This is a genomic window from Streptomyces sp. CC224B, from assembly GCF_030010595.1.
GTDB classification, from domain to species: domain Bacteria; phylum Actinomycetota; class Actinomycetes; order Streptomycetales; family Streptomycetaceae; genus Streptomyces; species Streptomyces longispororuber.
Genome location: NZ_JASCXL010000008.1, coordinates 115,916 through 122,381, shown reverse-complemented (window position 1 = coordinate 122,381; position 6,466 = coordinate 115,916). Strand labels below are relative to the sequence as shown.

General features: G+C 74.6%; 5 protein-coding genes. 4 read left to right on the top strand and 1 reads right to left on the bottom strand.

All coding sequences use genetic code 11. From position 1 onward, the window contains the following. The first annotated feature begins 1,116 nt into the window (after window positions 1-1,116). The 4 genes from QK440_RS05530 to QK440_RS05515 all read left to right on the top strand — a co-directional run bounded on the left by QK440_RS05530 (window position 1,117) and on the right by QK440_RS05515 (window position 4,916). Window positions 1,117-1,938, top strand: coding sequence for an ABC-2 family transporter protein (locus QK440_RS05530; RefSeq protein WP_282791817.1), 822 nt, complete (start codon window positions 1,117-1,119; stop codon window positions 1,936-1,938). A gap of 1 nt (window position 1,939) precedes the next feature. Beyond that, window positions 1,940-2,812: an ABC transporter permease gene (locus QK440_RS05525; RefSeq protein ID WP_282791828.1), complete on the top strand. Its 873-nt coding sequence runs from the start codon at window positions 1,940-1,942 to the stop codon at window positions 2,810-2,812. A gap of 7 nt (window positions 2,813-2,819) precedes the next feature. Then, window positions 2,820-3,785, top strand: coding sequence for an ATP-binding cassette domain-containing protein (locus QK440_RS05520; RefSeq protein ID WP_282791816.1), 966 nt, complete (start codon window positions 2,820-2,822; stop codon window positions 3,783-3,785). Window positions 3,786-4,142: 357 nt separating this feature from the next. Then, complete coding sequence (locus QK440_RS05515) at window positions 4,143-4,916, top strand: DUF1707 domain-containing protein (protein ID WP_282791827.1); 774 nt, start codon at window positions 4,143-4,145, stop codon at window positions 4,914-4,916. 67 nt (window positions 4,917-4,983) lie between these two features. Here the strand turns inward: QK440_RS05515 and QK440_RS05510 are convergent, their stop codons facing one another. Then, entirely contained in the window at window positions 4,984-6,318 is a 1,335-nt protein-coding gene (locus tag QK440_RS05510) for an SGNH/GDSL hydrolase family protein (RefSeq protein WP_282791815.1), read from the bottom strand. Window positions 6,319-6,466: the final 148 nt, after the last annotated feature.

The following is a 6,466-nucleotide window of genomic DNA, read 5'->3' as shown; positions in this document are numbered from 1 at the left end:
TGGCGTGGATCGACCCGAAGATGATCGAGGAGGCACGCGCCGAGGTGGCCCGGCAGACCTGCTCCTGGGGGCAGCTGCGCCGCTGAGATTTATCAGGAGGGTTCGCTACGAGCGTGCCCCGGCGGCGGCCGCTCCGGCCGCTCCCGCCGCGCCGGCTCCCTGGCGGCGGGCGGTGCCGCGCTCGCCGGCCGGGGGCTTGTCGCGGTCCTTGACGGGGCGGATCTGCTGGGTGGCGGGGTCCTCGGCGGGGCCGGACCGGTGCGCGGCGGCGGCCGCCCCCGGGCGCGCGGACGGCCCGGCCGAAGGCTTGTCGCGGTCGGTGACGGGACGGATCTTCTGCGTGGCGGGGTCGTGGGCGGGGACGCCCGAGGGGCCGCCGTCGGCTCCCGGCCGACCGGGCGCGCCCGACGGGGCACCGTTCGCTCCCCGTCGCCGGGGCGGGCCCGACGGCCCGGTGGCCCCCGGTCCCTGCCGGCGGGGGGCACCGCCGTGGCCGGAGCCGTTCCCCTGCGGCGCACCCGGTCGACCCTGGGCGGCCGGGTTCCCCGCGGCGGGCGTGCCCGCGGACCGGTCACCCGGGGACGGCCGGCGCGCGGCACGGTCACCCTGGCTTGCACGGCCACCCTGGGACGCACGGTCGCCCTGGGACCGGCCACCCTGGGACCGGCCACCCTGGGACGGGCCACCCTGGGACCCGCCGTCACCCCGGGACGCGCGATCGCCCCGGGACGCCCGGTCACCCTGGTGTGCGGGCCCGTCACCCTCGCCGGGGACGCCGGGGCGCCGCCCGGCCGGACGGCGCGCCCCCTGGGGGGCGTTGGCCGCAGGCCCGTCCTCGGGGGCGGCGGGCTCCCCGGGCCCGTCAGCGGGCCCGCGCCCGGGGCCACGCTGCTGCTGCGGCTCGTCGCTGCTCATGTCTCGCGGAACTCCCAGTTCGCGTCGTACGCCTCGTACGACCCATTGCACACTGTCTCCGCATGCCCTTCTGACCAGGCACGCGCCGCGCGGCGAAATTGCCTGGCACGGACGGTCCGCTCACATTAGGCTCCTGCGCTTCGGTCCGGACACACCGGTCCGGGCGCCCGGCCTTGAGCGGGACGAGGCTCTCTGAAAGGGATGTCCGTGAGATCAGGACGGTTCCGCCTGTACGCGGCCGTCGCCGGAGGTAACTTCCGGAGATTCGCCACGTACCGCACGGCGACCCTGGCGGGGGTGTTCACCAACACCGTGTTCGGCGTGATCCTTGCCTACACCTACATAGCCCTCTGGGACGAGAGACCCGGACTAGGAGGATACGACCAGGCGCAGGCGCTGACGTACGTGTGGCTCGGTCAGGCCCTCCTGATGGCGATGGCGGCGATGGGCGGCGGCTTCGAGACGGACCTGATGGAGCGCATCCGCACCGGCGACGTCGCCGTCGACCTCTACCGTCCCGCCGACCTCCAGGCCTGGTGGCTGGCGAGCGACCTGGGCCGGGCGGCGTTCCACCTTCTGGGCCGAGGTGTGGTGCCGATGATCTTCGGGGCGCTCGTGTTCCAACTCGCGCTGCCGCACGACCCGTTGACCTGGCTGGCGACGCTGCTCGCGGTCCTGCTCGGCGTGGTCGTCAGCTTCGCCCTGCGCTACCTGGTGGCGCTCAGCGCCTTCTGGCTCCTCGACGGCGCGGGCGTGGCCCAGGTCTCCTGGCTCGCGGGCACCTTCTTCTCCGGCCTGCTGCTGCCCCTGCACGTCTTCCCGGGCGCCCTGGGCGAGGCCGCCCGGGCCCTGCCCTGGTCCGCGCTGCTCCAGGTGCCCGCGGACGTGTTCCTCGGCAGGCACACGGGCACCGGCCTGCTCGCGGTTTACGCCTTCCAGGCCGCGTGGGCGGCCGGCCTCCTCGCCCTGGGACGGGCGCTCCAGGGCCTCGCGACCCGCCGGGTGGTGGTCCAGGGTGGCTGAGCTGCTCCGGGACCGGGAGACGGCCCTCCAGGCGCGCGCGTTCGACGGCCCGGCAGGGCCCCTCGCCCGGGCCCGGGAGGGGCTGCGCGCCTACGGCCTGATCACCGCCATGTGGATCCGCTCCACGATGGCGTACCGCACGTCCTTCGTCCTGACGGCCCTCGCGAACTTCGCGGCGACCGGCCTCGACTTCGTCGCGATCCTGCTGATGTTCTCCCAGGTCGACCGGCTCGGCGGCTACGGCCTCGGCGAGATCGCCCTCCTGTACGGCGCCGTCACCACCGCCTTCGGCCTCGCCGACCTCACCATGGGCTCGATGGAGCGGCTCGGCAGGCGGGTGCGCGACGGCACGCTCGACACCCTCCTGGTGCGGCCCGTGCCGGTGCTCGCGCAGGTCGCCGCCGACCGCTTCGCACTGCGCCGCCTGGGCCGCGTCACCCAGGGCCTGCTCGTCCTCGCGTACGCCTTCTGGAGCGTCGACATCGACTGGACACTGCTCCGGGTCCTGATGATCCCGCTGATGCTGCTCAGCGGCACCGGGATCTTCGTCTCCGTCTTCGTCCTCGGCGCGGCCTTCCAGTTCGTCGCCCAGGACGCCTCCGAGGTGCAGAACTCCTTCACGTACGGGGGCAACACCCTGCTCCAGTACCCGCCGACCGTCTTCGCCCAGGAGCTGGTGCGCGGCGTCACCTACGTCGTGCCGATTGCCTTCGTGAACTGGCTGCCCGGCCTGTACGTCCTGGGCCGCCCGTACCCGCTCGACCTGCCGGGGTGGGTCGCCTTCACCCCGCCGCTGGTCGCCGTCGCCTGCCTCGCGCTCGCGGGCCTGGCCTGGCGCGCGGGCCTCCGCTCGTACCGCAGCACAGGGAGCTGACGCACTCGTGACCAGTGACTTCATCACCCTCGACGGCGTCGAGAAGGTCTTCGACGTCCGCCGCAGGACCGGCTTCCTGCGCCGGGAGCGGCACCAGGTCCGGGCCGTCGACGGCATCACCTTCCAGGTGCCGCGCGGCGAGATGGTCGGCTACATCGGCCCGAACGGCGCGGGCAAGTCGACGACGATCAAGATGCTCACCGGCATCCTCACCCCCAGCGGCGGCCGGCTCCGGGTCGCGGGCATCGACCCGGCCCGCGAGCGCACCCGCCTGGCCCGGCACATCGGCGTCGTCTTCGGCCAGCGCACCACGCTCTGGTGGGACCTGCCGCTCATCGACTCGTACCGTCTGATGCGCCGCATGTACCGCATCCCGGACGCCCGGTACGCCGAGAACCTCGACCGCTGCGTCGAACTCCTCGACCTCGGCGAGCTGTTGGAGGTTCCCGTACGGCAGCTCTCGCTCGGCCAGCGCATGCGCGGTGACATCGCGGCGGCGCTGCTGCACGACCCGGACGTGCTGTACCTGGACGAGCCCACCATCGGTCTCGACGTGGTCAGCAAGGCCAGGGTCCGCGGCTTCCTGCGGGACCTGAACGCCGAGTCCGGCACGACGGTGCTGCTCACCACCCACGACCTCACCGACATCGAGCAGCTCTGCCGGCGCGTGATGGTCATCGACCACGGGCGCCTGATGTACGACGGCCCGCTGGACGGCCTGCACGAGGTCGGCGAGAGCGAGCGCATGCTCGTCGTCGACCTCGAACGCGAACTGCCGCCCCTGGAGGTCGAGTCGGCGCGGGTGGTGCGCACGGAGGGCCCCCGGCAGTGGCTGGCGTTCCCGGCGGCGGCCTCCGCCGCCCCACTGGTCGCGGCGGTCGCCGAGCGGTACCCGCTGGTGGACCTGTCCGTCCGCGAGCCGGACATCGAGGCCGTGATTGCCAAGATGTACGCCGACCGGGGGACCTCGTAGGCTTCGGGTATGACGGACGCCAACTCTCCGAAGCCACCGGCCCCGACACCGGCCGCGCCCCGCTCCCCGGACGCGGGCCCCGCCGGGGCGCCCGCCGCCGAGGGGCGGGCGGCTGACGTACGCGCCGCGGAGGGGCGGGCGGCGGACGCGCCGGGCGACGACGCGCGGCCCTCCGGGCTGGAGCCCTCCGAGGCGCGGCCCTCCGGGCTGGAGCCTGCCGAGGCGCGGGCCTCCGGGAGGGAGCCCTCCGAGGCGCGGCCCTCCGGACTGGAGCCTTCCGACGCGCGGCCCTCCGGGCTGGAGCCAGCCGAGGCGCGGCCCTCCAGGACGGAGCCCTCCGAGCTGCACCCCGCCGACCTGCGCGCGTCCGACGCGGACCGGGAGCGGGTCGCGGAGATCCTGCGCGAGGCGCTGGCCGAGGGCCGCCTCGACATGGAGGAGTTCAACGAGCGGGTGGACGCGGCGTACCGCTCCCGTACGTACGGCGAGCTTGAACCCCTCACCCGCGACCTGCCCACGGCGGCCGTGCCCGCGGTCTCCCTGGCCAAGGGCGCCCTCGACGACGACCCGGCCTCGACGGAGATCGACTGGTCGCGGCGGGTCGACCCCGGGGCCGAGCCCACCTCCCGCGGCGCCTTCGCCTTCTGGAGCGGCTTCAGCCGCAAAGGCGGCTGGACGGTCGGCCGGGTCTTCACCTCGTTCGCGATGTGGGGCGGCGGCGAGATCGACCTGCGCGAGGCGCACTTCGCCGACCGCGACGTCACCATCCGCTGCTTCGCGGTCATGGGCGGCATCGGCGTCATCGTGCCGCCCGACCTCAATGTCACCGTCCGGGGCTTCGGCTTCATGGGCGGCTTCGGCGACGACGCCACCGGCGCGGGCACCCCCGGTTCCCCGCGCGTGACCGTCACCGGCTTCGCCCTGATGGGCGGGGTGGGCGTCGAACGCAAACTCCGCAAGGCGGAACGCCTGCGCCGCAAGGAGGAGCGCCGCCGCGCCCACCTGGAGGTGAAGCAGGCCCGCCTGGAGGCGCGACAGACCCGCCGCGCGGAACACGAACACCGCCACGAACTCCACCGCCGCCGCACGGAGGACAACCACCACGGGATCCATGGCGGGGACGTGAGCTAGGGGCTGCCCGGGAGGAGGCGGGGGCAGGCCGGAGCTGCCTTCGGCCGGGGCGCTTCCTCGCCGCCCCTCAGAGCTCGGCCGCCCCCGCCCCCCGCAGCGCCGACACGTCGAAGGTCTCGCCCATGCGGCGGAAGCCCGCGTCGCTGGGGTGGAGGCTGTCGCCGGAGTCGTAGCGGTCGAGGAGCTTGCGGGGGTCGTACGGGTCGCGGAGGGCCTTGTCGAAGTCCACGTGGTCGTCGAAGACCCCGCCGGAGCGGATCTCCGCGTTGACCGCGCGGCGCACCGCCTCCAGGGCGGGGGTGTAGCCCCGGTGCCCGCCGAAGGGCATCAGCGTGGCGCCGACGACGCGCAGGCCCCGGGCGTGCGCCTGCCGGGTCAGCTCGCGCAGGCCGTCCACGATGCGGCGGGCGTCGGCCCGGTGCGGGTTGCGCAGGATGTCGTTGATGCCGAGGGCGACGACGACGGCCTTGACGCCGCTGCGGCCGAGCACGTCGCGGTCGAACCGGGACAGGGCGCTGGGGTTGCCCGCGGGCCCGCCCGGGAAGGGGGCGGGCTTGCCGTCGGACAGGACGCGGTTGCCGCTGATGCCCTGGTTCACGACGCTGTAGCGCGGCGCGCCGGACTCCTCGCGCAGCCGGTCCGCGAGCACGTCCGTCCAGCGGCGGTTGGCGCCCATGGTGGAGGTGATGCCGTCGGTGAGGGAGTCGCCGACGACGACGACCGTGCCGGTCGCCTCGCTGCTCAGCACGTCGACGGCGGAGACGTAGCGCCAGTACGGGCTCTGCTCGCGGTACGCGGCCCCGGTCGGGTCCTCCGTACGGTCGCCGTCGGCCACGTAGGAGATCTGGCGGGCGTGCGGGTGGTACGTCACCGGACCGGAGGGCGTCGGCGCGTACGTCGTGACCAGCAGGTCCGCGTCGGCGGGCACGCGCAGCCGCGCCGGGTCGCTGACGACGTGGCGGCCGGGCGGGACGACGACGGAGGTCTCGCCGCCGAAGGTCAGGCGGCGCAGCGTGTCGACGGCCGCGGCCGGGGTGTTCGACGCGGCGGCCACCGCGACGGAGGCATGGGTGATGGTGAGCGGCTGCCTGCCGTACAGGTTGGACAGGGTCACGCGGGCGCCGTCGCCGCCGACGCTGGTGTGCACCACGTTGCGTACGGACCGGCCCGCCATGCCGTGCGCCGCCGTGCCGGGCTCGGCGCCCGCCGGGGACGCCGACCAGGTGCCGACCCACGTACCCGCGGAAGCGGGGGCGGCGGAGTTGCGGGGGGCGCCCGGACCGGCGCTGACCTGGTCCTTCGCGCCGTCGGCGCCCGTGACGCCGGCGTATATGGCGGCCGAGACCACCACGATGACCGCGAGCAGGGCGGCCAGCAGTGCATAACCGTGACGCTTGGTCATGCGGGCTGTGTCTCCTCGGACAGGGGGAGCCCGAGGCTCCGGTGTGAATAACCCATGATGCGTCATGGCGCGCGAGGAGGCCGACGCCGCCCCCCTCCGCTCACTCAGACGCCGGGAACTCGCCGTCCGTTCCGGGAGTCGGTCTGTA

Bases quoted from the DNA above. Each gene is read 5' to 3' on its own strand.
- QK440_RS05530 (WP_282791817.1), top strand. From the start codon at position 1,117: ATGTCCGTGAGATCAGGACGGTTCCGCCTGTACGCGGCCGTCGCCGGA.
- QK440_RS05510 (WP_282791815.1), bottom strand. From the start codon at position 6,318: ATGACCAAGCGTCACGGTTATGCACTGCTGGCCGCCCTGCTCGCGGTC.